26 protein-coding genes are annotated in these 26,214 nt (G+C 59.9%); 4 read left to right on the forward strand and 22 right to left on the reverse strand.

Annotated elements, in window-relative coordinates:
• Positions 1–25: 25 nt before the first annotated feature.
• The 14 genes from bamA to FB009_RS15985 all read right to left on the reverse strand — a co-directional run bounded on the left by bamA (position 26) and on the right by FB009_RS15985 (position 15,942).
• Positions 26–2,359 (reverse strand): outer membrane protein assembly factor BamA, encoded by a 2,334-nt coding sequence (bamA, locus tag FB009_RS15910; protein ID WP_011975308.1) that lies wholly within the window; start codon positions 2,357–2,359, stop codon positions 26–28.
• A gap of 248 nt (positions 2,360–2,607) precedes the next feature.
• Positions 2,608–3,732 carry an RIP metalloprotease RseP gene (rseP, locus tag FB009_RS15915; RefSeq protein WP_011975307.1) on the reverse strand — a complete coding sequence of 375 codons (1,125 nt, stop codon included), beginning with the start codon at positions 3,730–3,732 and terminating at the stop codon, positions 2,608–2,610.
• A gap of 130 nt (positions 3,733–3,862) precedes the next feature.
• Positions 3,863–4,696, reverse strand: coding sequence for a phosphatidate cytidylyltransferase (locus tag FB009_RS15920; RefSeq protein ID WP_145161677.1), 834 nt, complete (start codon positions 4,694–4,696; stop codon positions 3,863–3,865).
• Positions 4,696–5,439, reverse strand: coding sequence for an isoprenyl transferase (locus FB009_RS15925; RefSeq protein WP_028054093.1), 744 nt, complete (start codon positions 5,437–5,439; stop codon positions 4,696–4,698). Before FB009_RS15925 ends, FB009_RS15920 begins: the two co-directional genes overlap by 1 nt.
• A gap of 36 nt (positions 5,440–5,475) precedes the next feature.
• Positions 5,476–6,036, reverse strand: a complete 561-nt coding sequence (gene frr / locus FB009_RS15930) for a ribosome recycling factor (RefSeq protein WP_011975304.1) — start codon at positions 6,034–6,036, stop codon at positions 5,476–5,478.
• A 51-nt stretch (positions 6,037–6,087) separates the two neighbouring features.
• A complete protein-coding gene (pyrH, locus tag FB009_RS15935) occupies positions 6,088–6,810 on the reverse strand; it encodes a UMP kinase (RefSeq protein ID WP_011975303.1) in 723 nt (240 codons plus the stop codon).
• Between the two features lie 183 nt (positions 6,811–6,993).
• Positions 6,994–7,917 (reverse strand): translation elongation factor Ts, encoded by a 924-nt coding sequence (gene tsf / locus FB009_RS15940; protein WP_011975302.1) that lies wholly within the window; start codon positions 7,915–7,917, stop codon positions 6,994–6,996.
• 247 nt (positions 7,918–8,164) lie between these two features.
• Positions 8,165–8,932 carry a 30S ribosomal protein S2 gene (rpsB, locus tag FB009_RS15945; protein ID WP_011975301.1) on the reverse strand — a complete coding sequence of 256 codons (768 nt, stop codon included), beginning with the start codon at positions 8,930–8,932 and terminating at the stop codon, positions 8,165–8,167.
• A gap of 195 nt (positions 8,933–9,127) precedes the next feature.
• Positions 9,128–10,741 (reverse strand): sulfatase family protein, encoded by a 1,614-nt coding sequence (locus FB009_RS15955; RefSeq protein ID WP_011975300.1) that lies wholly within the window; start codon positions 10,739–10,741, stop codon positions 9,128–9,130.
• Positions 10,742–10,797: 56 nt separating this feature from the next.
• On the reverse strand, positions 10,798–11,724 hold the full coding sequence (locus tag FB009_RS15960; protein WP_234705079.1) for an aliphatic sulfonate ABC transporter substrate-binding protein: 927 nt from the start codon (positions 11,722–11,724) through the stop codon (positions 10,798–10,800).
• Between the two features lie 82 nt (positions 11,725–11,806).
• Positions 11,807–12,610 (reverse strand): ABC transporter ATP-binding protein, encoded by an 804-nt coding sequence (locus FB009_RS15965; protein ID WP_011975298.1) that lies wholly within the window; start codon positions 12,608–12,610, stop codon positions 11,807–11,809.
• Complete coding sequence (locus FB009_RS15970; RefSeq protein WP_375714202.1) at positions 12,607–13,350, reverse strand: ABC transporter permease; 744 nt, start codon at positions 13,348–13,350, stop codon at positions 12,607–12,609. Before FB009_RS15970 ends, FB009_RS15965 begins: the two co-directional genes overlap by 4 nt.
• 56 nt (positions 13,351–13,406) lie before the next feature.
• Positions 13,407–14,522, reverse strand: a complete 1,116-nt coding sequence (locus FB009_RS15975) for an ROK family transcriptional regulator (protein ID WP_011975296.1) — start codon at positions 14,520–14,522, stop codon at positions 13,407–13,409.
• A gap of 601 nt (positions 14,523–15,123) precedes the next feature.
• Positions 15,124–15,942 carry a cell envelope integrity EipB family protein gene (locus tag FB009_RS15985; RefSeq protein ID WP_011975294.1) on the reverse strand — a complete coding sequence of 273 codons (819 nt, stop codon included), beginning with the start codon at positions 15,940–15,942 and terminating at the stop codon, positions 15,124–15,126.
• Between the two features lie 140 nt (positions 15,943–16,082).
• Here FB009_RS15985 and FB009_RS15990 point away from each other — a divergent pair, with 140 nt between their 5' ends.
• From FB009_RS15990 to FB009_RS16005, 4 genes are read left to right on the forward strand one after another with little or no spacing between them, the layout of a single operon-like run.
• Positions 16,083–16,550, forward strand: a complete 468-nt coding sequence (locus FB009_RS15990; RefSeq protein WP_011975293.1) for a RidA family protein — start codon at positions 16,083–16,085, stop codon at positions 16,548–16,550.
• Positions 16,551–16,563: 13 nt separating this feature from the next.
• Complete coding sequence (locus FB009_RS15995; protein WP_011975292.1) at positions 16,564–17,289, forward strand: glycerophosphodiester phosphodiesterase; 726 nt, start codon at positions 16,564–16,566, stop codon at positions 17,287–17,289.
• A gap of 4 nt (positions 17,290–17,293) precedes the next feature.
• Positions 17,294–18,481, forward strand: a complete 1,188-nt coding sequence (locus tag FB009_RS16000; RefSeq protein ID WP_011975291.1) for a GNAT family N-acetyltransferase — start codon at positions 17,294–17,296, stop codon at positions 18,479–18,481.
• A gap of 44 nt (positions 18,482–18,525) precedes the next feature.
• Positions 18,526–18,945, forward strand: a complete 420-nt coding sequence (locus FB009_RS16005) for an HIT family protein (RefSeq protein WP_011975290.1) — start codon at positions 18,526–18,528, stop codon at positions 18,943–18,945.
• A 67-nt stretch (positions 18,946–19,012) separates the two neighbouring features.
• Here the strand turns inward: FB009_RS16005 and FB009_RS16010 are convergent, their stop codons facing one another.
• The 8 genes from FB009_RS16010 to FB009_RS16045 form a co-directional block, all read right to left on the reverse strand.
• Positions 19,013–19,348 carry an AzlD domain-containing protein gene (locus FB009_RS16010; protein ID WP_011975289.1) on the reverse strand — a complete coding sequence of 112 codons (336 nt, stop codon included), beginning with the start codon at positions 19,346–19,348 and terminating at the stop codon, positions 19,013–19,015.
• 5 nt (positions 19,349–19,353) lie between these two features.
• On the reverse strand, positions 19,354–20,100 hold the full coding sequence (locus tag FB009_RS16015) for an AzlC family ABC transporter permease (protein WP_102045313.1): 747 nt from the start codon (positions 20,098–20,100) through the stop codon (positions 19,354–19,356).
• Between the two features lie 74 nt (positions 20,101–20,174).
• On the reverse strand, positions 20,175–22,691 hold the full coding sequence (clpA, locus tag FB009_RS16020) for an ATP-dependent Clp protease ATP-binding subunit ClpA (RefSeq protein WP_011975287.1): 2,517 nt from the start codon (positions 22,689–22,691) through the stop codon (positions 20,175–20,177).
• A 9-nt stretch (positions 22,692–22,700) separates the two neighbouring features.
• Complete coding sequence (clpS, locus tag FB009_RS16025; RefSeq protein ID WP_018010077.1) at positions 22,701–23,054, reverse strand: ATP-dependent Clp protease adapter ClpS; 354 nt, start codon at positions 23,052–23,054, stop codon at positions 22,701–22,703.
• A 269-nt stretch (positions 23,055–23,323) separates the two neighbouring features.
• A complete protein-coding gene (gene phaP2 / locus FB009_RS16030) occupies positions 23,324–23,677 on the reverse strand; it encodes a phasin PhaP2 (RefSeq protein WP_011975285.1) in 354 nt (117 codons plus the stop codon).
• A gap of 247 nt (positions 23,678–23,924) precedes the next feature.
• Positions 23,925–24,128: a DUF3126 family protein gene (locus FB009_RS16035; protein WP_003535016.1), complete on the reverse strand. Its 204-nt coding sequence runs from the start codon at positions 24,126–24,128 to the stop codon at positions 23,925–23,927.
• Positions 24,129–24,281: 153 nt separating this feature from the next.
• On the reverse strand, positions 24,282–25,109 hold the full coding sequence (cysE, locus tag FB009_RS16040) for a serine O-acetyltransferase (RefSeq protein WP_011975284.1): 828 nt from the start codon (positions 25,107–25,109) through the stop codon (positions 24,282–24,284).
• A 186-nt stretch (positions 25,110–25,295) separates the two neighbouring features.
• Positions 25,296–26,081, reverse strand: coding sequence for an alpha/beta fold hydrolase (locus FB009_RS16045; RefSeq protein WP_011975283.1), 786 nt, complete (start codon positions 26,079–26,081; stop codon positions 25,296–25,298).
• Between the last annotated feature and the right edge of the window lie 133 nt (positions 26,082–26,214).

The raw sequence follows: 26,214 nt of genomic DNA on the forward strand, positions 1-26,214 counted from the left end.
TTCTGGCAGTTCTGGACTGCTCTTATCAGAACGACGAGTTGATTCCGAACTTGAAGTTCTGAATTTCGTCGAAGTCTTCCTTTGCAACCGGCACCGCGTAGTCGACACGCAACGGACCGAAGGGCGAAGCCCAGATCAAGCTGACACCCACGGAGGCACGCAGCGAGGCGTCGTTCCCGCGGACTGATTCACCCGGACCGGTCAGCTCCAGATCGTTGTCATAGAGGGTGCCTGCGTCGACAAAGAGCGCGCCGCGGAAGCCGCTGTCACGCGGAAGACCCGGCAGCGGGAACGTCGCTTCCGCAGATGCCGTGAAATAGGTCGTGCCGCCCAAAGCGTCGCCATTGTTGACACGCGGGCCTACGCCGTTGCGCTCGAAGCCGCGAATATCGTTGCTGCCCAGCTGGAACTGATCGAAAACCTCCAGCGTACCGGATGTTTTGAACAGGTGGCCGGCGCTACCGGCGAGCGATCCGATAATGTCGGCCTCGTCGTGCAGCGTGTAGTACCATTTGGCCTTACCGGTCAGCTTGTAGAAGTCCGACGTGCCGCCGAGGCCGGCAAATTCCTGCGTCACCGAGGCGAGAATGCCCTCATGCGGCAGCTGCGCATCGTCCAGCGTGTTGTAGGTGATCGACTGCGAGATGGACGAACGTGTCCAGGTGCCACCGTCCACGACACGGTCATAAGGCGACGAGAGTTCGTCCGTGTCGCCGAAATATTCCAGCTCCGTATAGTTGTAACGCAGCGTTGTCGAAAGGTTTTCAGTGATCGGCGCCGTCACGCGCAGGCTGAAGCCCTGATCATTGTAGCTGTAATTGTCGTCGTCGAAGTCGTTTTCGTTCTTGAAGAGATCGAAGCCCGCCGCGAGGCGATAGCCGAGGAAATAGGGCTCGGTGAACGAAACATTGTAGGTCTGGCTGTCTTCGCCCTTACCGGCGGCAAGTCGGATATACTGGCCGCGACCAAGGAAGTTCTTCTCCTCGATCGAAGCCTCAACGAGGAAGCCGCCGCCGTCGCCGGCGGAATAGCCGGCGCCGATGCCGAACGAACCGGTCGACTGATCCTGCACATCGACGACGATGATGACACGGTCAGCTGCACTGCCGGGCGTCGTCGAAATGTTCACCGACGAGAAATAGCCGAGCGCTTCCAGGCGACGCTTGGCGCGCGCGACCATTTCCTGGTTGAAGGCGTCGCCCTCGCCGACATCGAATTCGCGCCGGATGACGTAATCACGCGTGCGCGTGTTGCCGCGTATCTCGATGCGCTCGACATAGGCCCGCTCGCCCTGATCCACGAGATAATCGACGGCAATCGTGTGATTGGCGAGATCGCGGTTGCCGCGCGGCGTGACGCGGGCAAAGGGATAGCCCTCCGACGCGACGCGCTTCGAAATCTCGCTCATCGTGCTCTGAATGTCCTTGGCCTTATACACCGAGCCTTCGTGGCTCTGAACAAGTCCCCTCAACTCTTCGGCATCGACGCCTTCAACAGTCGATTCGATATTGACCGGACCGAAGTCATAGCGAGGACCTTCCTCGACCGTAATCGTGACCGTGTATTCGTTGGTTGCCTCGTTGAGCGCAGCCTCGGACGAGACGACCTGGAAATCCGCGAAGCCGCGATTGTAGTAGAACTGGCGCAGCAATTCCTCGTCGGCCCGCAGCTTGTCCGGATTGTAGACGTCCTTGCGCGTAAGGAACGAGAAGATGCCCGATTCCTTGGTCGCGATTACCGACTGCAGGCGGCCGTCGCTATAGGCCTCGTTACCTACGAAATTGATCTGGGTGATCTTCGTGCGCTCGCCTTCGTTGATGACGAAGGCAAGATTGACGCGCCCTTCGGCAATCGGAACGACCTGGGTCGTCACCGTTACATCGCTGCGGCCGATGGCCGAATAAGCGTCCCGGATAGCCTGAATGTCGGTTTCGACGGTAGCTTCGCTATAGGGGCCGAGCGGCTGGGTCCGGACGATACCCTGGAGCTTATCGTCCTTGATCTTGCGGTTGCCGTTGAAGACGACCTGATTGACGAGCTGGTTCTCACTGACGGAGACGACAAGCGATCCTCCGGAAACCGTAATGCTGACATCGGAGAAATAGCCGGTCGCATAGAGGCGCTTCACGGATGCGTCGATGTCGGCATTGCTGAAGCTCTTGCCGGGTACGATGGTGATGTTCGCGCGAACGGTTTCCGCGCTGACCCGCGTCGCACCGCGCACCTCAACACGATTGATGACCGCGGCCTGCGCGACTGAGGTGCTGGCAACAAGCCCAACCCCGGTACCCGTGGCGACCATGCTTGCTGACAGCGCAAACGCCGACACCGCGTTCAAAAACCTTGAACCAGCTTTCATGTCAAAATCTTACCTTTTCCCAACGTCCCGCGGCAATTTCGTGCCGACTCCGGTCACGGTTGCCGTTTTAACCGCTTTTCCCATACAAGCAAGTCAGCTCGTTAATTTCTGTTTACTTCAATTGCAACCGTGGCTTAACAGCCACTACGGCGTCTTATTATCGTAAACAAACTGTTACTGAGCAGCCCGGCGAAACTCACTTGCTCCCCGAATCCTTAACTATTCCGCTCCCACCCAAGGCTCCGCTCCTATCCGAAGAGCCAGTTGATATCGTTCCAGGCCGCAAAAACCGTCAGCATGAGCACCATGGCAAAGCCGATGCGAAATGCGAGATCCTGGGCGGCGGGACCCACCGGCCTGCCGCGCAACGCTTCGACGGCATAGAACATCAGGTGGCCGCCATCAAGCACCGGCACGGGCATGAGATTAAGCAATCCAATGGAAACCGAAAGCACGGCCGCGAAATTCAGCACCTCGGCAATGCCGAGCTTCGCCATCTGGCCGGACATCTGCGCGATACGAATCGGTCCGCCGACCTGGTCGGCGCTCATGCGGCCGACAAAGAGATTCGAGAGATAGTCGAGCGTGCCGGTTACGATTCGCCAGCTCTGCAGTGCCCCTTGTCCCACGGCCTCCACAGGTCCGTAGGTCTCGACCCGGAAATTGCCGGCCTCCTGGTTCGTGCCGATGCCGATCTTGCCCTCTTCCATTTTATTGCCAAGGGGATCGACGGATTCGGTGCGCTGCGGCACCATCGGCACGTCGATCGCAGCGCCCTCGCGCTCGATTCGAACGGTGATCGGCAGTTCGGGGCGGACGCTCACATATCGGCGCACGTCGTCAAAGGTAGCGATCGGCTCTCCGTCGATCGACAACAGCCTGTCTCCGGGCAGGACCCCTGCCTTTTCCGCGGCACTGCCCGGCGCGACGAAAGCGACGACGGGATCGGCGACGGCACGGCCGTAAATGGAAAAGAGGACGGCGAAGATCGCAATTGCCAGAAGAAAGTTCGCGATCGGCCCGGCCGCGACAGTCGCCGCGCGCTTCCAGAGCTTTGCGCCCAGGAATGTCCGGCCACGCTCTTCCGGCGCGATCGTTTCGAGCCGCCGGTAGTCGGGCGTGCTCGCGGCGTCTTCGTCGCCGAAGAACTTCACATAGCCGCCGAGCGGGATCGCACAGAATTTCCAGCGGGTGCCGTGACGGTCGGTCCAGCCGAAGAGTTCGGGTCCGAAGCCAACGGAAAAGGCCAGGATGCGAATGCCCGACCAGCGGCCCACCAGGTAGTGTCCCATCTCGTGAACGAAGACCAGCAACGTCAGGAGGAACAGGAACGTGGGGATCGTGTACTGAAGATTGTCAAGCAGAAGGCTCATAGTCATTCCTAACGCGTCCGCTGCCACGTCCGCCTGTTCAATTTGCAAGGTAGAGGTCGCGCAGCCATCGTTCGCATGGCCACATGATAGTCCCGTTTCGCGCTCGATATAAGGACTACACCTTTCGCCTTCAAAGACCCAGCAGAACCGAGCCGAATCCGACCTCGCGGCCGCCCGCCACCAGAAGTTGTCCAAGTACCAGACCCAGCGCGGCAATGCAGGCGAATATCAATCCGTCGACCCGGTCCATGACACCACCATGGCCCGGGATCAGCCTGCTCGAGTCCTTGACGCCGAAGCGGCGCTTGACGAAGGACTCGAAAAGGTCACCTGTCTGACTTGCGACGGACAGGACCAGCGCGATGACCGGAATGCGCAAATCCTCGAGTGAAAAATGAGCCATGAAAACGGCAACACCCGCAAAAACGCCGAAAATCGCCCCGCCGATTGCGCCCGACCAGGTCTTGCCCGGGGAGATAGCCGGAGCCAGCTTGGGTCCGCCGATCGCGCGTCCGGTGAAGTAGGCGAAAATATCCGTGGCCCATACGACGGCGAACACGAACAGCATCGCCGTCAGCCCGAGATAATCCGCCCCACGGATCGCCGCGAGCGAAATGCTCGTCAGGCCCGCATAGACGATCCCTCCCGGCAGCCACCAGCTGGTGCCCTTTGTCAGTACCCAAAGCGATGTCGCGAGCACGCATATGGCAAGGCCAGGAAGGCTGACATGCATATAATCGAAAAGAACGAGCCCCGCGATCACCACCTGCGCCAGCCAGCCAAGGGCATTGCCCTGAAAATCCTGCTCCGGCAGCTTTGTGATGGTGGACCACTCATAGTAGACGAGGAGACCGATCGCGACGGAGAGGAGTCGGAATGCGAAGTCGCCGACCCAGGTCGCAGCAAGAACCGCCGCAGCGAGAACTACGCCTGAAGCGATGCGAAGTTTGAGTTCCGCCTGCATCAGGAGCCGACCGCCAGAGTCGGTTGCGCCAAACCACCGAAACGGCGCTCTCGGCAGGCATATTGTTCGATCGCCGCGAGAAACGTCTCGCGCGTGAAATCCGGCCAGAGTTCCGGAATGAACAGCAATTCGGAGTAGGCGCCCTGCCACAGGAGAAAGTTGGAGAGGCGCTCCTCGCCGCTCGTCCGGATTATGAGATCGGGATCCGGAACCCCCGCCGTGTCGATCGTTGCCGAGATTCTTTCGGGGGTGATCTCATCCGGCCGGAGACGACCGGCGGCGACGTGTTCCGCCAGATGGCGCATGGCCCTCGCCAGCTCGTCCCTGGCGCCGTAATTGAATGCAATGATGACCGTGATGCCGCTATTGGCGATCGTCGTCTCCTCCGCTTCGATGAGCAGCGGCAGGATATCTCCGCTCAGATTCGAGCGGTCTCCGATGACCCGTATGCGGACATTCTCACGGTGGAGATCGGCGAGGTCCCGGCGGATGAAAGCCTTGAGCAGGCCCATGAGATCGCTGACTTCGTTTTCGGGCCTGTTCCAGTTCTCCGACGAGAAAGCGAACAGCGTCAGATATCGGATGCCTAACTCAGCAGCCGTCTTCACCGCGCCACGGACCGCCTCGACGCCCTTGCGGTGCCCCATGGTGCGCGGCAGTCCGCGCGCATTCGCCCAGCGACCGTTGCCGTCCATGATGATGGCGACGTGCGCCGGCACGTTTGCGGGATTGAATTCTTGCATGGGCTGTCCGGACAATAAGACTCACCTATCCGCAGGTCAGACCTGCATGATTTCCTTTTCCTTGTCCGCGAGCAAGCGGTCGATTTCGGAAATCACGTCATCGGTCATTTTTTGGACACGCTCGGACTGAGCACGGCTCTCGTCCTGGCCGATTTCGCCGTCCTTTTCAGCTTTTTTCAGATCGTCCATACCGTCACGGCGAACGTGGCGAACGGCGACCTTGCTTTTCTCGGCGTAGTCGTGTGCGACCTTGACCAGAGACTTGCGGCGCTCCTCGTTCAACTCGGGCAGCGGAATGCGCAGGTTCTGCCCGTCGACGATCGGGTTGAGCCCGAGATTTGACTCGCGTATCGCCCGCTCCACGGCGCCGACCATGGACTTGTCCCAGACCGAAACCGAAAGCATCCGCGCTTCCGGAACGGTGATGTTTGCCACCTGGTTCAGCGGCATGCGCGAACCGTAGGCTTCGACGGTCACCGGATCGAGAACGTTCGCCGAAGCGCGACCGGTCCGAAGAGATGCGATGTCGTGCTTGAAAGCGGAAATCGCGCCGTCCATGCGACGCTTGAGTTCCTTCAGATCCACACCTTCACTCATGGTTCGAGACTCCCGTAATTTTCAGCGGCCTTGCGGGCCCCCAGCAGCTAGTCAACTATCGGTCACGATGGTGGCACGACCGCCACCCGTCAATATCTCCGTGAAGCCGTCTTTCTCATGGATCGAGAAGACGACGATCGGAATGGCATTTTCCCGCGCAAGTGCCACAGCGGCAACATCCATTACCGCGAGGCCTTTCTCGAGAACTTCGCTGTGCGTCAGGCGATCGAAGCGGGTGGCGGAAGGATCCTTCTTCGGATCGGCGGAATAGATGCCGTCGACCTGTGTCCCCTTGAAAATCGCCTCGGCGCCCATTTCCGCCGCGCGGAGCGCGGCTGCCGAATCCGTCGTGAAGAACGGATTGCCTGTGCCACCAGCGAAAATCACAACGCGACCGAGCGAAAGATGGTAGAGCGTCGCGCGCTGCGAAAAACTCTCGCAGATCTCCGGCATCGCGATTGCCGACAGGACGACGGTGTCGATGTCGAGCTTGCGCAGCGACGTCGCCAGAGCAAGCGCGTTGATGACCGTCGCCAGCATCCCCATGTGGTCGCCCGTCACGCGATCGCCGCCCTTGGAAGCGACAGCGACGCCGCGAAATATGTTGCCACCGCCGACGACGACGCCGACTTCGACCCCCATGGCCCTGGCTTGCGCGATGTCGGAAGCGATTCGATCGGCAACGGCAACATCGATGCCAAATCCCTGGCTTCCCATCAGCGCTTCGCCGGAGGCTTTGAGAAGAACGCGCTTGTAGATTGGTTGTGCCGACATCGTCACTCCTGAAGTAGACCGGCTCGCCTGCGCAGCATGTGGCGCACAGCGGCGTAAAGGAAAAACTCCGCTGCGTGGTATCAACCGCTCCGGCGGGTCCTACGCATCGACTGGAGCCGGATACACGAAGGGCACCGCGTTGTCACGCGATGCCCCCACGTTTTCCTGTTCGATGTGAAGAAATCAACCCTTCGCGGCAGCTGCCACTTCAGCCGCGAAATCGCTTTCTTCCTTTTCGACACCTTCGCCGAGCAGCAAACGGGCAATGCCAGCGACTTCGATGGGCGCACCAACGGATTTTTCCGCTTCCTTGATCGCCGCTTCCACCGTCTGATCAGGATTCATGACGAAAGCCTGCGAGAGAAGGGCAACTTCCTCGAAGAACTTGCGCATGCGGCCATCGACCATCTTCTCGATGATATTGTCCGGCTTGCCGGAAGCGCGCGACTGCTCGATGAACACGTTGCGCTCGCGTTCGGCGACCGCAGGGTCGATTTCGCTCGAACGGACGGCGAGCGGGTTGGTCGCGGCCACGTGCATTGCAACCTGGCGGCCGATCGCGTTCAGGGCTTCCTTGTCGCCGGAGGACTTCAACGCAACGAGCACGCCGAGCTTGCCGATACCCTCGCCTGCGGCATTGTGCACATAGGTCGCGACGACGCCGTCCTCGACCTCGAGCATTGCCGAGCGGCGCAGCGTCATGTTCTCGCCGATGGTGGCGATAGCATCCTTGATCGTATCTTCGACGGACTTGCCGGTGGCCGGATAGGTCGCCTTTGAGACCGCTGCGACGCTGCCGTCCGTACCGAGCGCAACATTGGCGACGCCGCGGACGAGCTCCTGGAAGGCATCGTTGCGGGCAACGAAGTCGGTTTCGGAGTTGATTTCGACGACGACGGCCTTGGCGCCTGCGCTGGCAATGCCGATGAGGCCTTCTGCGGCAGTGCGGCCGGACTTCTTGTCAGCCTTGGCGATGCCCTTGGCGCGCAGCCAGTCGATGGCGGCTTCCATGTCGCCATTGGTTTCGGCAAGCGCCTTCTTGCAGTCCATCATGCCTGCGCCGGTCTTTTCGCGCAGCTCCTTCACCATTGCGGCGGTAACAGTCATCTTGTGCCTCTTTATCTGTTGCTGGCGCGCCGACCGGGATTGGCGCAGTGCCAGAAGGTTTGGCAGGAAATGGCCCTTATGTGTGACATCGTTATGAAGCCACTTTAGCGATGTTCGCGCGCTCCCTGCGCGCGATCGCGCCGGGCCATTCCGGCTGATAAAGAACAAGGCCGTTCAGATTCGACATCACAAACGGCCTCGCCCCGATATTTCATGTATGGCAGCGTTCGTCTGCCAGTCGGGCCGATCAGGCTTCGGACGCTTCCTCGAGGGCCGGCTCGACCGGAACCTCTTCCGACGCGCCGAGATCACGGCCGGACGCGCCCTGCTGGCGTGCAATGCCGTCGATGGCGGCGCGTGCGATCAGATCGCAGTAGAGTGCGACTGCGCGCGATGCGTCGTCATTGCCCGGGATCGGATAGTCGATCTGGTCCGGATCGCAATTGGAGTCGATGACGGCAACAACCGGAATGCCAAGGCGCTTGGCTTCTTCGATCGCGATCGATTCCTTGTTGGTGTCGATGATGAACATCAGGTCCGGCGTTCCGCCCATGTCGCGGATACCGCCGAGCGCACGGTTGAGCTTCTCGCGCTCGCGCTCGAGGTTCAGACGCTCTTTCTTCGTGAAACCGGAAGCTTCCGAAGCAAGGATTTCATCGAGCTTGCGCAGGCGCTGGATCGAGTTGGAAATCGTCTTCCAGTTCGTCATCATGCCGCCGAGCCAGCGGGCATTAACGTAGTACTGCGCCGAACGCTTCGCAGCATCCGCGATGATCTCGGAAGCCTGGCGCTTGGTACCGACGAAAAGCACGCGGCCGCCGCTGGCGACGGTGTCGCTGACAACCTGCAGGGCGCGCGACAGCATCGGTACGGTCTGAGCGAGATCGATGATGTGAACGTTGTTACGATCGCCGAAGATGTACGGCTTCATCTTCGGGTTCCAGCGGTGCGTCTGGTGACCGAAGTGCACGCCGGCCTCGAGAAGCTGGCGCATAGTGAAATCAGGCAATGCCATGCCTTTGTCTCCTTTTCCGGTTGAACCTCCGCAAGGCGTCGAACGCATTCATGATGCGCCCACCGGCGGAACGATCCGGATTTCTCCCGGACAATCCCATGCCTCACGTGTGGAATGGCTGCCCCATACCGGCAACCGCCCGAGAAATCAAGCCATCATGTCGCTTTTTCAGAGCCACATACTCGTCAACACACTTTAAGGGGCAGCTATTGCCCACCGCCTGTCGTTCGCTTGATCCGATTGCATGTCGAGGCTCAGACCCCTGCTTCGCAGACCAGCCAGCACCTCAGCGCTCCTATGCTCCGGAGTATCGCCGATCTCGGCCATGCGCGCATCGAGCTTGGCAAGCAATTCTTCGAAAATTTCCGAATAGGCCGGGTCGTTCGCGCGGTTATGAAGTTCGAATGGGTCCTTCTCACAATCGAACAGCTCCCACTCCGGAGGTTCAACACCGGAAAAGGCGCCGAGTTGCCCGAGCGGATCGTTATACCAATAGATGAGCTTATAGCGCGCGTCACGAACGCCGTAATGCGCGAACGCGTTGTGGAACTCGTCCTTGTGCATCCAATATCTGTGATAGGCGAGGCCCGTGTCGCCGTCATCTGCCGTTCGGTCGAAAATCGGGCGCATGCTCCGTCCCTGCATGTAACTGGGGATCTGCAAGCCGGCATAATCGAGAAAGGTCGGCGCAAAGTCGACATTGGTCGCGATGTGGCTGGCCTGCACGCCGGCCTCGATGCCTTGCGGATAGCGGATCAGGAAAGGCATCTGCATTGATTCTTCGTACATGAAGCGCTTGTCGAACCAGCCGTGTTCGCCGAGAAAGAAGCCCTGGTCGGACGTGTAGATGACGATGGTGTCGCCGCGCAGTCCTTCCGCGTCGAGATAGTCGAGCAATCGGCCGACATTGTCGTCCACGGCGGCGATGGTCTGCAGATAACGCATCATGTAGCGCTGATATTTGAAAAGAGCCAGCTTCTGCGGATCGGTGAAGAGGTAGTTCTCACCTGTCGCCCCGTCGATTAGACGCAACGATCCACCTTCCGCGATATCGGGGACCTTGCGCTGCGTCCAGCCCGGCAGGAGCAGTTCGCCAGTCTCCTCGCCGCCTTCGGGCTGGACGAGACCGAGGTCCTTATACGTCATGTCGGAGCGGACGCGCATTTTCGCGGCGGCGGCAGCGGCGGCGCGGTTGGAATAGTCGTCGGAAAATGTTTCCGGAACCGGCAGATTCCCGTCTGCATAAAGTTGTTTGTAGCGTGGATGCGGCTCGAAGCTCCGATGTGGGGCCTTGTGATGGCACATCAGGAAGAAGGGTCTTCCGATATCGCGCCTGCTGAGAAAATCGAGGCATTTGTCGGTGATGATGTCGGTGGCGTAGCCCTTCTCCATGCGGGAGCCGCTCGGGTCGATCATCACCGGATCGAAATACTCACCCTGGCCGGGAACCACGGACCATTCATCGAAACCCGAAGGCTCGTGCGCCTTTCCCTCGCCCAGATGCCACTTGCCGAAGATCGCCGTCTGATAACCACCGGCGCGCAAGTGCTTGGCGACGTTTGGGAGCCGATTATCGATATGGGTGTCGAGCGTGGTGACCATGTTCACATGGTTATAGGTACCGGTCAAAATAGCGGCGCGGCTGGGCGTGCAGATCGAATTGGTGACATAACACCGATCGAGCCGCATCCCCTCATTGGCGATGCGGTCGATGTTGGGCGTGCTGTTCAGGCCCGAGCCGTAAGCCGATATCGCCCGGGCGGCATGGTCGTCCGACATTATGAACAGAATATTTGGCTGCTTGGTCATTTTCAGTCTCGATGGAAAATGCCGGCGAGGTTACCCGCCGGCGTGTTGGCCTTTGACTAATTGCCCGCGTAAAGGTCGGCGAGATAATAATCCTCCGGGTCGAGCGGGTCCTGCATCTTGCCGAAAGCAACGAACTGGTCATTGAGTCCCTTCAGCCAGCCGGCCACCGTGCCATCCTTGCTGGCGGCGGCAAGCTCCTCCGAAGTCAAAAACTTGCCGTTCTCGCTTTCGACTTGAAGCGGTTCTATCGGCACGCCGAGGAATTTGGCGGTGATTTCGACCGAGCGCGGCACGTCGGCAGCGCGATAGTCGTTGGCCTCCTTCATCGTGGCGACGAACTTTCCGGCCATGTCGATGTCGTCGGTGATCACCTCATTTCGGGCGACGAAGGCCGACGGGAACGAATTTTCCGGATAGAATTCGTCGCTCTTGGCGACTTCAACCAGATCCGGGACGGTCTTTCTGATAATGCCAACCAGGGGATACCAGATGCCGGCGCCATCGATCTGCTTCGACGCAAAGGCCGCAACAACGGTCGATGGGTCCATTTTGACCACTTCTATGTCGGAAATCGACATGCCGGCCTTGGCGAGCCCTAGACGCAAAAGCATGTCACCTGACGTGCCCTCCGGAACGCCGACCTTTTTCCCCTTCAGATCCGCCACCGAGTTGATGCCTTTCTGCGCAATCACACGGTCGGACAGGCCGAGCGCATTGATCGCGACGAGTTTGGCCTTGCCCATGGCCGGAAGCCAAAGGGCACCGGGACCGACATAGCCGAAATCGAGGCTGCCCGCGCCCAACGCCTGGATCTGGATCGGGCCGTTGGTGAACACCTTCAAGTCGGGCTCGAGGCCATGTTTGGCCCACAAGTTCTGGTCGGTGGCGATGGCCGTTAGGCTCGTGCCGAAATAGTCGGCGATGTAACCTATTCTTACGGGCTTGACCTGAGCGTAACCGCGTCGCGTGGCGACACCCAGCATCGGGGTTGCGAGCGCTCCGGCAGCGGCAGCACCAAGAAAACTGCGTCGGGTAAAAGTCACGGTATTCCTCCTCATCGTGAGCTTAGTTTGTCCGGGTATTCTGGTGATAGACGGCGTGCCAAACCTGATTGCGGATTTCCGCGAATTCAGGCGACAACCGCATTTCCTCCGTGCGCGGATATGGCAGGTTTACGGGGATTATCTTGTGCAAGCGGCCCGGCCGCGCAGCCATTACTATTACGCGGTTCGCAAGATAGACCGCCTCATCGACATCGTGGGTGATGAAGATCACCGTCCTTCGCTCGCGATTCCAGGTATCGAGCAACTGGTCCTGCATGTTGACGCGGGTCAATGCATCCAGCGCACCGAACGGTTCGTCCATGAGGAGGATCGTCGGATTGACCGCATAGGCACGCGCTATGGCGCAACGTTGCTTCATGCCGCCGGACAGCGTCTTGGGCAAAGCATCGGCAAAATCCTTCAACCCCACGAGGCTGATGAAGTGATCGGCGATCCGCCTGCGCTCGGCTGCCGGCATACGCTTGATGCGCAGGCCGAACTCGACATTCTGGCGAACCGTCAACCAGGGGAAAAGCGCATACTGCTGAAAGATCACACCGCGCTCGGGCCCCGGCCCGTCGACCGGCTTGCCATCGACCAAGACGCGGCCATCCGACACGTCGGTCAGGCCGGCTGCAATGTTCATTGCTGTCGATTTGCCGCAACCGGATGGCCCCACCACGGTGACGAATTCGCCGTCGCCGACGTCGAGGTTCAGCCGGTCAAGCGCGAGGAACGAGGCCTCGCCCTCGCCGAACCGGCGAGTCACGTTCTGAAACGAAATCTTCGGGCCAGAGTCCGCGTCCTGAACAGGTTTCTCGATCATCGGGCACGCTCCTGCCAACGGGTTAGACGCCGCTCCGTCGCCTGAACAATGCGGTCCATGAGGAGGCCGAGAATGCCGATGGTGACGAGACTGACGAAGATGGTGGGAAGATCGTAATAGAGCTGGGCCTGTTGCATCCGGAAACCAAGACCGGATTGCGCGGCGATGAGTTCGGCTGCGACGACCGTTGCCCAGGCCGAGCCGAGCCCGATCCGGACGCCGACCAGAATGAAGGGTATTGAAGCCGGGATGATCACGCGATGAAAAAGAACTCCGTCATTGGCACCGAGCACGCGCGCCGCACTGATCAGCGTGCGGTCCACGCTGATGACGCCCTGATACGTGGCCACGACACAAGAGAGAAACGAGGCGAGAAAGATGACGAAGACCTTCGGCGCTTCGTCGATACCCATGGTTACGATAGCGAGCGGAATGATCGCCAAGGGCGGGACCATACGGAAGAACTGGATGTAAGGCTCGATCAGTGCGCGGACGGGGCCATACCAGCCCATCAGGAAACCGACGGGGATGGCCGCTGCTACGCCAAGCAGAAAGCCGGTCAGCACACGGCGGAGACTGGAGGCGATGTCCAGCGGCAGCTGCCCACTTGCGATCAGCTCTATTGCGCGCTGGAAGACCTCGGCCGGTCCGGGAAGAACGACCAGCTTGGCCGCTGTGATACCCCACCAAAATCCGATGGCCAACGTGAAAGCGATCAAGTTCAAGGCAATGGGAGCCAGGTTTGCCGATGAAAGCCGCTTCGCAGCGATATCCTCGTCTTTTGTCGTCAGGGTACTCAAAGGCGGGCTCCTGAATAGAAAAAGTGATCCAAGGCGACCGCAGCACCGCCGATCGGGCCCGACTGCGACCCAAAGCTGGTCCGCTCAAGGCGCAGTATCTCGCGCATGTGCGGCATGACGCGTGGCGGCAGGTGTTCCCGCAGGTGCGAGAAAAGGCTATCCGGCGCGTCGCCGAGATGGCCGCCGAAGACGATCAGATCGGGCGTCAGGAGACTGATCGCGATGGCGAGTGAGTCAGTCAGGCGCGCCAGTGTCGGTTTCCAGGATGCCGTGCGTTCCAACTGCATCAGCAGATCGGCCGGTGCGGACCCCTCCGACCCAAGAGAGCGCATCAGAACGCGCTCGTTCACATAGCTCTCAAGGCAGCCATGGTTGCCGCAACTGCACAGCGGCCCGTCTTGCGATATCTGGATGTGACCGAGTTCGACCGCACCATGTCCGCCTGGTCGGAACGGCATTCCATCGACGACCAGCCCTGCCCCGAGACCAGAGCGCAGATAGACGAACAGCACCGCCGCAACATTGCGCCCGAGCCCAAAGCGCGCTTCGGCAACTGCCATTGCACTTACGTTATGCTCAAGCACCACGGAAAGGCCCGTTCGCCGTTCCAGCATGCCGGCCAGCGGCAGATTGCGCCAACCGGTATTGATCGACGCCAGGATGGATCGTTGGCCGGCATCGACCGGCCCCGGCACGCCCACTCCGACGCCGAGCAGATCTTCGACGCCGCTGACGGCCTTCAGCCTTTCAATTTCGTCGGCGATCCGGGTGGTCAAGGCTTCTGGCGATGTGTTCGGAAGGCCGTACTCGAATGAAGCTGCGGCCTTTGGCGAGCCCAGGAGATTTGTGACCGTTAACTGCACGAGCCCGGCGCCGATATGCACGCCGGCGACATGATGAGCATCGGGCAAGAGTCGGATCGCCAAGGCGGGTCGGCCGAGCCCACCACTAGCCCCAGGTTCCTCCTCGACAACAGAACCGTCCGCGAGAAGCTGCGCCGTGACATGAGTCAGAGTCGTCGCGGACAATTTGCTCCGGCGCGCGAGGATAGCTCTCGAGTTGGGGCCCTCGTCGCGCAGAATGCGCAGAACCTGGCCGTGATGCAGACCCACCTGTAGTCGTTCCCCTTCGTCTCATATTTATTTTCTAAACTTTAGAAAATAAATCGGAAGATGTCAATTTGCGATCGCAGAGGGTTCATGCGTCGGCTCCGGATGGCGGCAGGTTTCCTGAGGCTGGGGTCACAAAGGCTATCACTCTTTGGCCCGTCGGCTTGAAGGCACATTCCATCGATAGAGCCAAGCTCTCGCAAGGGAGTCACGAGCTGCTGGCGCGGCTATGTGGCGTCGTGGAGCATAGATGACGGAAGGCTTCGCATTCCGGCTGATTGGTTCTCGGGAGAATTGATTGTCGGCGTTGGTGAAGGCTCACGCGGCATGCTGCACGGTTATGGCCATTTCGAAAGCTATAAGATATTCATGATCGATAGGTGCCCGATACAATTCGAGCGCGACCAGAATGAGCACCCCCTGCAAATGCCACCCCGAAGCTGAGACGGGTCGGATCAACGGCGGCCGCGAGGCCGCACTTAAGTTGCCATGCTGACCGGCGTCACCCCACTATCCGTCCACAACATGGCGTCAGCCCTGGAACACAAATTTACCGATCCCGGAGCCGCCACCTAGGTTCGCAGCCTCGCGCGTTCGCCGGCGTTTACTTGCACTCTGCGGTGTCGAAGACCTCGAGCTCGGCGAGTTTGCCACTCAGGGCGAAGTCTCCGTAATCCATGGTAAGGTCGCGCGTCACGCCGTTTTCATAGAGTTTGAAGGACATGCGATATACAGGCAGGGCATCACCGCTCGCTTCGTCGGTGAAATAGGCGATCGTCACGGGCCAATAGCTCTCTTCCCCGAGCTTGCCGGCCTTGCCGACATCAACGTCGCCGGGCGCCGGTTTGCGCGGCTTGCCGACGAAGGTCGACGTAATCAGCGTCTTGTCGCCGGAATCGGAACCATCGAAGATGCGCGCCTCGAAAAACGTCTCCCCCTTTTTTGCCCGTTCGATCACCTCCAGCATATGCTCGGTCGGAAAACGGCTTGCCGCAAGTGCCACCTGACGCTTGTCGGGCGCGGTCAGTTCGACTTTGACGCCCGATTTTTCGTCATGCGCGCTGCCGCGTACTTCCTTGTCCAGCTTCTCATCGGTGAATGATCGGGTGAGGAAACGGAAATTTCCGTTCTTCATGTCCTCGTAGGTGGTGGTCTGCTGATCGGTAAGGCGAACTTCGTCGCCCGTATCGACCTGGGTGACGAAGCGGAAGCTGACGGTGTAGCCCTCGCAGGCGGAGCCGTTGAACTCATAGACCATGCGCCCATACATTCCGGAGATGCCGGAGCGCTCGGAGGCGTCCTTCAATTCCAGATCGTAGACCGCGCGATGGGGAACGAGCGCACTGGCCTGTGCGGCGCCCGCCGTCATGACGACGACACAGACACTTCCCAGAGTGACAAGACCGAAGCCTTTACGAAACATCGGTTTCCTCCTGTTGGACTCGCCGCCAATGCGATAAACAAGCTTTCGGCAGAAACAAGGCAGGTCGGTTCTGGTCCACGCCTGTCACGATCTGCTTTGCATGCCGGATTTTAGCACAAAAGACAACAACGGAGCCTTACATGTCCGCAGAGATCGAGACCCGCCTCACCGAACTCGGCATCGTCCTTCCGCAGGCTGTTGCGCCTGTCGCAAATTACGTGCCCTACGTCTTCTCCGGGTCGATGCTGTATATATCCGGCCAGTTGCCAATGGAGAGCGGCAAGGTCGCCGTAGTCGGCCATGTCGGCAAGGACGTCGATGTCGAGACTGCGCAAAAGGCGGCCGAACTCTGCGCGATCAACATTCTGGCCCAGGCCAAAGCGGCTCTTGACGGCGATCTCGGCCGCATCCGCCGCCTGGTCAAGATCAACGGCTTCGTCGCGTCCGTTCCGGATTTCGTCGAACAGCACCTCGTGATCAACGGAGCGTCCAATCTGCTCGCCAATGTGCTCGGCGAGGCCGGCAGGCACGCCCGGGCTGCCGTCGGTATGGCGTCCCTGCCCTTCAATGCGGCCGTCGAGATCGACGCCATACTCGAAATCGCATGACCAAGGACATCCAATGAGGGACCTTTCCTGGCTCAAGGCCCAGCCGATCGCCCATCGCGGCTTCCACGACATGAACCGCGAGGTTTGGGAGAACACGCTTTCGGCCTTCTCCCGCGCGGCCGAAGCGGGTTTCGCGATCGAGTGCGACCTTCAATTCGCAGCAGACAGCATCCCTGTCGTCTTCCACGACCACGACCTGCGGCGGCTATGCGGGATCGCCGGCGACGTGAGGGCAAAGACATCCGCCGAACTCGGGCTTCTGTCCGTCGGCGGCACCAGCGACAAGGTCCCGACGCTCACGCAGATGCTGCGCCTCGTCGCCGGCCGTGTTCCGCTCATCATCGAGCTCAAGGGGCGAACGGGTGACGACGAGGGCTTTGCCGCCGCAGTGCTCGACACGCTGGAAGGCTATGAAGGTCACGTCGCGCTGATGAGCTTCGACCATTGGCTGCTCAGGGACCTGAAAGAGCTCGACGCGCCTTATCCACTCGGCCTCACGGCCGAAGGCTCCAGGCCCGAGACCTTCTTCGTGCACGAGGAGGCAATGCATCTTGGGCTCGATTTCATCTCCTACCATTATGGCCATCTTCCCAATCCCTTTACGGAGAAGGAGCGTGCGCTTGGCCGCACGATCATCACCTGGACGGTACGGGACAAACAGGCCCAGGAGCATACCTTCGCCAATGCCGATCAGATGACCTTCGAGGGCTTCGATCCGCGGGAGACCATGATTTCATAGGCGCATGACAGAGGCGATCAACATCCGCATAGAACATTCGTTCACCTCGATATCGCCGGCAAGCTGGAGCAGGCTTGCCGGCGCCTCGAAGGGGCAAGCCGGCGCGCCCTATAATCCCTTCGTTTCGCATGCCTACCTTTCGGCGCTGGAGGAATCGGGATCGGCAACAGCCGAAACGGGCTGGCTCGGTCAGCATCTGCTGATCGAGGAAGCGGACGGTTCCCTGCGCGGAGGCCTTGCCTGCTACATCAAGAGCCACAGCCAGGGCGAGTATGTTTTCGACCATGGATGGGCGGATGCCTTCGAGCGGGCCGGCGGCCGCTATTATCCGAAACTCCAATGTTCCATTCCCTTCACGCCGGCGACGGGCCCGCGGCTGCTTGCGGCCGAGGGGTGCGATCAGCAGATGGTTCGCACAGCGCTGGCGGCCGGGCTCAAGGAACTTACACGCCGGCACCATCTATCCTCAGCCCATGTGACCTTCGTCCCCGGGGACGAAATTGCCACCCTGGAGCAAGCGGGGTTTCTGCATCGGGTGGACCAGCAGTTCCATTTCTTCAATGAGGGCTATGGATCGCACGGCGACTTTATCGGCACGCTCGCCTCGCGAAAGCGCAAGGCATTGAAAAAAGAGCGCCGAGCGGCCGTCGAAAACGGCATAACCATCGACTGGCTGACCGGCAGGGATCTGACGGAAGAGATCTGGGACCAGTTCTTTGCCTTCTACATGGACACCGGCGGACGCAAATGGGGCAGACCCTATCTGACGCGCGCGTTCTACTCCCTGATCGGCGAGAGAATGGCCGACGACATATTGCTGGTCATGGCCAAGCGCGGCGGGCGATACGTCGCGGGCGCGATAAATTTTATTGGCGGCGATGCGCTTTATGGCCGACACTGGGGCTGCATCGAGGACCACCCCTTCCTGCATTTCGAAATCTGCTACCATCAGGCCATCGATTATGCGATCGCCAAGGGACTGAAACGCGTCGAGGCCGGCGCTCAGGGAGAGCACAAGCTTGCACGGGGTTACATGCCCGTGACGACGCATTCCGCGCATTTCATCAGCCATCCGGGACTTGCACGCGCCGTTGCCGATTATCTGGAACGCGAGCGCCGGGATGTGGAAGAAACCGGCGAGTTTCTTGCGGAGCACGGACCTTTCCGCAAGGGTGAGCATCAGGACAATTGAAGCGGCGAGGCTTCGCCGTCGCGCGCCAGGCAAGAGGAAATGACATGAGCGCCTATGACACCAACAACATCTTCGCCAAGATACTGCGCGGCGAAATTCCCTCGCATCGCGTCTATGAGGATGAGGCCACGGTTGCGTTCATGGATGTGATGCCGCAGGCCGAAGGCCACGTTCTGGTGCTGCCGAAGGCACCGTCACGCAACATCCTCGATGTCGAGCCGGCTATCCTCGCCAGCCTGATCGTCACCGTCCGGAAGATTGCCGTTGCCGCCAAGGCCGCCTTCGATGCGGACGGCATCACGATCATGCAATTCAACGAGGCACCGGCCGGACAATCCGTCTTCCATCTGCATTTCCACGTGATCCCCAGGCGGGAGGGCATTGCGCTGAGGCCGCATTCCGGCAAGATGGAAGATGGCGACATTCTCGCTGCCAATGCCGAGAAGATACGCCGGCACCTCTGACCAAAAATCAGAACGATGCATATAATCAGACGGTTGTGTCTTTTCTTTTCTACGATGATTTAATCTCTTAGAACCCCAGCCACCAGAGGCCGACGGCCAAGGCAGCGACTGCCGTCGCGATGCCGACAGCGGGCTTCTGGCGGGCGAGGAAAAAAGCGATCGCGCCCACTGCGACGGCGCCGAGCCGGAGCCAAAGCGGCGATTGCGCAAGAACGCCTGTCGGGTAAAGGATGAGCTTGGCGATGACCGCTGCGACCAGCGCCGTCGCCACCGCCCTCACCCAGTTCAATGCCTCCGAATCGTCGCGAAGCCGATTTCCCGCGAGTACCCCGAGCCATCGCCAGATATCGGTCGCGAGCCAGCCTGCGATCGCGATGAACGCGTAGGCCCACCATCCGTCCATCCAGTTCACGCGCTCTTCTCCCGTTTCGAGCGCCAGAGGCGCTCGCCCGCCCAGGCAATCGTGCCGCCGCCTAGGCCGGCGAGCAAAATGTCGAACTCCGGTGCGATCCAGTAGCAGAGCGGCCCGGCAACAAGCCCTAAGGCGAGGGCGGCGTAAACGACCGGATGGCGCGCGGAATTCCAGATGGAGGCGAGGAAATAGACCGGCGTCAGAAAGAAGAGACAGCCGGCGACTACAGGCGGGAAATCGGCGACAAGCCGGTAGACTATCCCGACCAGCGCCATATTGGCGGCAACGAGAGTGATGCCAAAGCCGGCGAAGAACGTCGTACGGTGCTGACGCGGAACGTCCTGCACGCGCTCCATGGCGAAGACCCAGGCTGTGATGGCGATGAAATGCGAAAGCACGAGAAGCAGCCATGTCGGCGTTTTCGGCGTGCGAAGTTCCGGAACGAGCGCGGCAACCATAGGCATCAGGCGTACCGAAGAAAGGGTCACGGCCAGGAAGGCCGTAGCGAGACTGGCGTCGCTGAGGATCGAACTCACCAGAATGACCTTTGCCGGCAGGGCCCAGACGATGCCGGTCATGAACACGACCTGTCCCGGCGGGATGCCTGCCTGAACCGTAAGCGAGCAGAAGCCCACGAAGGAAAGCATGAGGATTATGGCCGGAAGGCTGAAAATCCCTCGGGCACCGGCCAGAAACCAGACAAGCGAGGAACGCTCATCTTCGATTGGGTCTACGGAATTCACGAGAACGACGCTCCCCGCTCACAAGAAAGTGCCGGGCAACTCGCCCGGCACAGTCACACGCAATCTCGATCGCGCTATTTCTTTCGCGGCACCTTCGGAACCGTACGTCCCCTGAGAGGAGCGGTATCGGAACCGCCACCGCTCTTGTTCGCGGATTTGGCCGTCGTCTTCTTCGACTTGGCTTTGGCACCCTCTCCGGCCGCGGCCACGCTCTCCTTTTCGCTTGCCTTCTTGGGTTTCGCGCCCTTGCCGGCCGGCCGCGAGACCTCGGCTTTGGGCTTGATCGGAGCGGTTTCCGGCACAGCTTCGAGCATGAGCCCTTTCGCACCGTCTTCCTTCGTACCGATCGTCACTTTGACGACGCCGCCCTTCTTGAGCTTGCCGAACAGAATTTCGTCCGCGAGAGGCTTCTTGATGTTTTCCTGGATGACGCGCGACAGCGGCCGCGCACCCATCTTCTCATCATAACCCCTCTCGGCAAGCCAGGCGATCGCATCGGGCGCGAGATCGAAGGTGACGTTGCGCTCGGCAAGCTGCGTCTCGAGCTGCATGACGAACTTCTGAACCACCTTGTGGATGACCGGAGTCGGCAGGGAATTGAACGGAATGACCGCGTCCAGGCGGTTGCGGAATTCCGGCGTGAAGAGACGATTCAGTGCCTCCACGTCCTCGCCGGTCCGCTTGGAAGAACCGAAGCCGATTGCCGCCCGAGCCATATCGGACGCGCCCGCATTGGTCGTCATGATAAGGATGACGTTCCGGAAATCGATCTTCTTGCCGTTGTGGTCGGTCAATGAACCGTGGTCCATCACCTGCAGGAGGATGTTGAATAAGTCCGGATGCGCCTTTTCGATCTCGTCCAGAAGCAGCACGCAGTGCGGATGCTGGTCGACGCCATCGGTCAGGAGCCCGCCCTGATCGAAGCCGACATAGCCCGGAGGTGCGCCGATCAGTCGGGAAACCGTGTGGCGTTCCATGTACTCCGACATGTCGAAGCGCAGCAGCTCGACGCCGAGCGAGGTGGCGAGTTGCTTTGCCACTTCCGTCTTGCCGACACCTGTCGGGCCGGAGAAGACGTAGCAGCCGATAGGCTTGTTCGGCTCTCTGAGACCCGCCCGTGCCAGCTTGATCGACGAGGCCAGCGCCTCGATCGCCAGATCCTGGCCATATACGACGGACCGCAGTTCTTGCTCCAGATTGGCGAGCACCGCCTCGTCGTCCTTGGAGACCGTCTTGGGCGGGATGCGCGCCATTGTCGCGATCGTCGCCTCGATCTCCCTCTCCGTGATCAGCTTGCGGCGCTTGCTGACGGGCAGAAGCATCTGCGCGGCACCGGACTCGTCGATGACATCGATCGCCTTATCCGGGAGTTTCCGGTCGTTGATGTAGCGTGCGGAAAGCTCCACCGCCGCCTTTATGGCATCGTTGGTGTATTTCAGCCGGTGGTAGTCCTCGAAATAGGGCTTCAAACCCTTCATGATCTCGATTGCGTCTGCAATTGTCGGCTCGTTAACGTCGATCTTCTGGAAACGGCGAACAAGCGCCCGGTCTTTTTCGAAGAACTGGCGGTACTCCTTGTAGGTCGTCGAGCCGATGCAGCGGATCGCGCCGGAAGAAAGCGCGGGCTTCAGGAGGTTCGACGCATCCATGGCGCCGCCGGATGTGGCGCCGGCTCCGATAACCGTATGGATCTCATCGATGAAAAGCACCGCGCCGGGATAGTCTTCGAGCTCCTTGACTACCTGCTTCAACCGTTCCTCGAAGTCGCCGCGGTAGCGCGTGCCGGCGAGCAGCGTCCCCATGTCGAGCGCGAAAATCGTGGCGTCCTGCAGCGCCTCTGGCACTTTCTTTTCTATGATGCGCTTGGCGAGACCTTCGGCGATCGCCGTCTTGCCCACGCCCGGATCGCCCACATAGAGCGGGTTGTTCTTGGACCTGCGGCAAAGGACCTGAATCGTCCGGTTGACCTCCGCATGACGCCCGATCAACGGATCGATCTTGCCGGACTTCGCCTTTTCGTTGAGGTTCACGCAATAGGCGGTGAGCGCATCCTGCTGTTTCTTCGGACCGGTTTCCTCGCTCTCGCGCGATGCCTTCTGCTCGGAGTCCTGGTCTTCAGCCCCGCGCACCGGCCGCGCCTCGGAACTGCCCGGCCGCTTGCCGATACCGTGCGAAATGAAATTGACGGCGTCGTAACGCGTCATTTCCTGCTCCTGCAGGAAATAGGCAGCATGACTCTCGCGCTCGGCGAAGATCGCCACGAGCACGTTGGCGCCCGTCACCTCCTCGCGGCCGGACGACTGCACATGGATGACGGCGCGCTGGATTACGCGCTGAAAACCGGCCGTCGGCTTGGAATCTTCATCATAACCGGTGACCAGGTTCGACAATTCATTGTCGACATAATCGGTCACGGTCTTACGAAGCGTATCCAGATTGACATTGCACGCGCCCATCACAGCCGCCGCATCGGCATCGTCGATCAATGCCAGCAGCAGGTGCTCGAGCGTCGCATATTCATGATGGCGCTCGTTGGCAAAAGTCAGTGCCTGATGCAGCGCCTTTTCGAGGCTGGGCGAAAATGTTGGCACGTTAGTTCCTCATTTCTTTTCCATGACGCATTGCAACGGGTGTTGATGCTGCCTGGCGAAATCCATCACCTGCGTCACCTTGGTTTCGGCGACCTCGTAGGTGAAGACGCCGCATTCTCCAACGCCGTGGTTGTGGACATGTAGCATTATGGTGGTCGCCTCTTCCCGGTTCTTCTGAAAGAAGCGTTCGAGGATGTGAATGACGAATTCCATTGGCGTGTAATCGTCATTCAAAAGCAGAACGCGATACAAACTCGGCTTCTTGGTCTTCGGCTTGGTGCGCGTGATGACGGACGTGCCACGATTCGGGCCGCCTCCGTTTCCATCGCTTCCCTGCTGCATCCGGACCGGCATGGCGATCATTCTTGTTCATTCCTTTGACGGCCGCGGATCCTTATGCTTTTGGCCACGACGTACTCGCCCTTATCTAATAGTTCGTTCCTGGATTTTAAGACCGAACCGACGCACTGCAATCATATTCGCACGGTGAAACACAAGATTGATCAAATTTCTTCTTCGGCAGCGGCATGTTTCACGCTGCGCGGAGGGATCGATGATACGTAGCTCCGAATAGACGAAGGCCGGCCGCGGCATCCGCGACCGGCCCTCTGCAAAGGTGATGAACCTGATCGTCAGGCGGCGGCCGCCGTCTTGACCGCAGCGGTCGCCTTGGCAACCGGGGCCTCATAAGGCTTGTAGGCGTCCTTGGCCAGGTCGGCATACATCTCACCGATCTTCGTCGCTTCGGTGAAGAAACCTTCGTAGCTTGTCTTCAGGAAATTCGTCTGAAGTTCAAATGCTGCTTCAAGGCTTCTGGCACTGGTAAGCCTTTCGAGATGAGCAACGCCGTCCTCGAAGGATTTCTTCGAATAGTCGGCCGCCTCGGTCGCAATAGCCTGAAAGCCTTTGGTCATGGCGGAATAGCTCTTCACGGCCACGTCGAGGGCTTCCTTGCTCTTTTTGTTCGCATCGTCGAAGTTAAACATCGGGTGTCTCCTTGTGACGGCTCGGCTGGAACGCAATTCAGTCTATGTGCACCGCACAAAAAGTCAAGTTCAGTGTGCGCCGCAACAAAGACAGCTTTCACAGCGATGAAAACCACGATGACTTCGGAATTTTGATCTTATAGCGAAAAAACCGGCCTGATTGCTCAGGGCCGGTTTTTTCAGGGCAATGATGACGGCGCCGCGCGCTTCGCCTCCACTGTGGCAAGTGGTCTGAACGAGCCCGCTCTCAGAGGTCGATGTCGAGGATCGCCATCGAGAAATTGTAGGAGAGCTCGCCGTCCTCCTCGTCGCGGAAGACCACACCGAGAAATTCGTCGCCGAGATAGACTTCGGCGGATTCGTCCTTCTTCGGGCGAGCCTTGACAACCATGGACTGATTGAACGTGCGCTTAAGATAGGCCTCAAGCTTGCGGATTTCTTCGGGCTTCAAAACTATTCTCCGTAGCCGTTTAATTTGCCGCGCTTGTGACACGGGCCGTTGGCAGGTGTAAACCCGTTTCAGCACCGAGCCCAGGCGGAGAGGTGCACCACTTTCCGAACCTCTTGAAACGCCGCGACAATTTTTCCCGTAACCTGGGGTCGCTCAGATATCGAACGACGCCAGGATCTGGTCCATCTGACGCGACGGCTCGGAACAGCCAGCCTCGCCGACGACCTTCGCCGGCACCCCGGCAACCGTTGATTTCGGAGGAACGGCTTTCAGCACGACTGAGCCGGCAGCCACGCGCGAGCAATGGCCGATATGGATATTGCCGAGAATCTTGGCTCCGGCACCGATCAGCACGCCGTTGCCGATCTTCGGATGGCGGTCGCTGCCTTCCTTGCCGGTGCCGCCAAGCGTCACGCCGTGCAAGATCGAAACATTGTCGCCGATGATTGCGGTCTCGCCGACGACGAGGCCCGTCGCATGGTCGAGGAAGATGCCGCGCCCAATGCGGGCGGCCGGATTGATGTCGGTCTGGAAGACGCTGGAGGAGCGGCTCTGGAGATAGAGCGCAAAGTCTCGCCGACCACGATTCCACAGCCAGTGCGCCAGACGGTGCGTCTGTATGGCATGGAAGCCCTTGAAATAGAGCACGGGCTCCACGAAGCGCGTGCAGGCGGGATCGCGATCGTAGACCGCCTGGATATCGACGCGCAGGATGGCGCCCCATTCGGGCCAGTCGTCCAGCATTTCGGCAAAGGTTTGATGCAGGAGGCTTGCCTGGAGATCGGGATGGTCCAGCCTCTCGCAGATCCGGTAGATAACACAGTCTTCCAGGGAATGCTGATTGACCACCGTGGAATAAAGAAAGGCGGCAAGCATCGGGTCGCGCTCGGCGGCAAGACGCGCCTCTTCACGCAGGCTGTCCCAGATCGGGTCGATCGCGTCGAGCGATTCCGTGTGACGAAGTTCTGTTTTGGCGACCATGGTCGCGCTCCTTCCTGGGTGGTCCCTCGGCGGGGCATCTTGGGCCGGCCGGTCCGTGGCCGGTTCGTTGCCGGCATATATAGGCCAATTCCGGGCCGACATAAATGGGCTGACCCGATTTCACCTCCCGGTAGTGGCTCGGAGTTGATCCAAGTCGGGTAAATTGCGTCCTGAAATTATCGATATTTAGGCGCGCCCGACCTCGGCAAGGAATTCCAGCACGGCCTTCTTGAACACGCGGTCACCCACCGCAAGCATGTGATCGCGCCCGGGAATGTCGAGTGCCAGGGCATGCTGCATCAGCGCGGCAAGCTCCTGGGCCGATCCGGCGATGTCGTCCTTTGTCCCGACGCCGATCAGCACCGGCACGTCTATGCGGCCGACCTCTTCGGCGCTAAGCAGATCACGCGACGTCGATATGCAGGCGGCGAGCGCCTGACGATCGCTTTTCGTCTGGTCTGCAAAGGCGCGAAACGTCCGGCCGCGCTCGTGCGTCACATCCTCCAACGAAGGTGCAAGCAGCGCGTCGGCAATTGGATCCCACTCTCCCACGCCGGTGATCATGCCTATTCCGAGACCACCGAACACCAGCGAACGAACCCTGGCCGGGTGTTGCAGGGCCAGGAAGGCAGAGATCCGCGCGCCCATCGAATATCCCATGACATGCGCTTCGCCGATCCCGAGATGCACCAGAAGCGCTGCCGCATCCCCGGCCATCTGATGCGGGTGATAGAGCGAGGGGTCATGCGGCTTGCTGCTTTGCCCGTGTCCGCGATTGTCCAGCGCGATGACCCGGTATCCGGCGTCCCCAAGCGTCTTGAGCCAGCCCGGAAATACCCAGTTCACATTGGCGCTCGAAGCAAAGCCGTGAATGAGCAGAATCGGATCGCCCGACGGGTCGCCCTCGTCGAAATAGGCGATTTCCAGTCCGTCATGCACGAAGCGGGAAAATAGCGGAGGATTCAAGTCCATCTCGTCTTCCTGGTATTGGTTCATTGGCAAGGAGGTTAGTTGCTGAGGCAACTGCAGAAAACCCAAAAACCACAGGGGGCAGCATGTTGCTGCTACACATTTTCTCCAAAGCTCACTATGGTGCCAGCAAATT

The sequence above is a fragment of the Sinorhizobium medicae genome (assembly GCF_007827695.1).
Lineage (GTDB): Bacteria > Pseudomonadota > Alphaproteobacteria > Rhizobiales > Rhizobiaceae > Sinorhizobium > Sinorhizobium medicae.